The 724-nt window shown below is 63.1% G+C and carries 1 protein-coding gene and 1 pseudogene; both read left to right on the top strand.

Features of this window, described 5'->3' with window-relative positions:
• Positions 1-532: adenosine kinase (locus EN943_RS37255; protein WP_164778619.1), on the top strand; the 532-nt coding region annotated here is incomplete at its 5' end.
• Between the two features lie 65 nt (positions 533-597).
• Positions 598-724, top strand: a pseudogene (gene tdh / locus EN943_RS37250) (L-threonine 3-dehydrogenase); the annotation flags it as partial.

The raw sequence follows: 724 nt of genomic DNA, 5'->3' as shown, positions 1-724 counted from the left end.
CCCGCCGCGCGCCAAGGAGGCAATCCGCCAGACGGCGAAGCTGGCGCACGCGGCAGGCCGAGAAGTGTCGATGACGCTGTCGGATTCGTTCTGCGTCGACCGCTACCGCGACGAATTCCTCGACCTGGTGCGCTCGGGCACGGTCGACATCGTCTTTGCCAACAGCCACGAGATCAAGTCGCTCTACCAGACATCGTCGTTCGACGAGGCGCTGGCCCAGATCCGCAAGGATTGCCGGATCGCCGCCGTCACCCGCTCGGAAAAAGGCTCGGTGATCGTGCGCGGCGACGAGACCGTGGTGATCAAGGCGACCGCCATCAAGGAACTGGTCGACACGACGGGCGCCGGCGATCTCTATGCCGCCGGCTTCCTGCATGGCTACACGCAAGGCCGCGACCTGCAGACTTGCGGCGACCTTGGCTCACTGGCAGCCGGATTGGTGATCCAGCAGATCGGCCCCAGGCCCCGTCAGAATTTGCGCCGCGAGGCTGAGCAGGCGGGGCTGACCATTCCGGACGTTCAAACGAGTTAGTGGCCTACCTTCCCGTTGTGCAGGCTATCTCGCCAGAAGCGCAATCACGGAATAGGGAAATCCTGATGTCGAACATGATGAAGGCGCTTGTGAAGGCCAAGGCCGAACCGGGCATCTGGATGGAAGAGGTGCCGGTGCCGGAAATCGGCCCCAACGACGTGCTGATCAAGATCAAGAAGACGGCGATCTGCG

This window comes from Mesorhizobium sp. M7A.F.Ca.US.006.01.1.1 (assembly GCF_003997935.1).
Lineage (GTDB): Bacteria > Pseudomonadota > Alphaproteobacteria > Rhizobiales > Rhizobiaceae > Mesorhizobium.
The sequence above is the reverse complement of the archived record's forward strand: the minus strand, read 5'-3'. Positions and strand labels throughout refer to the sequence as shown.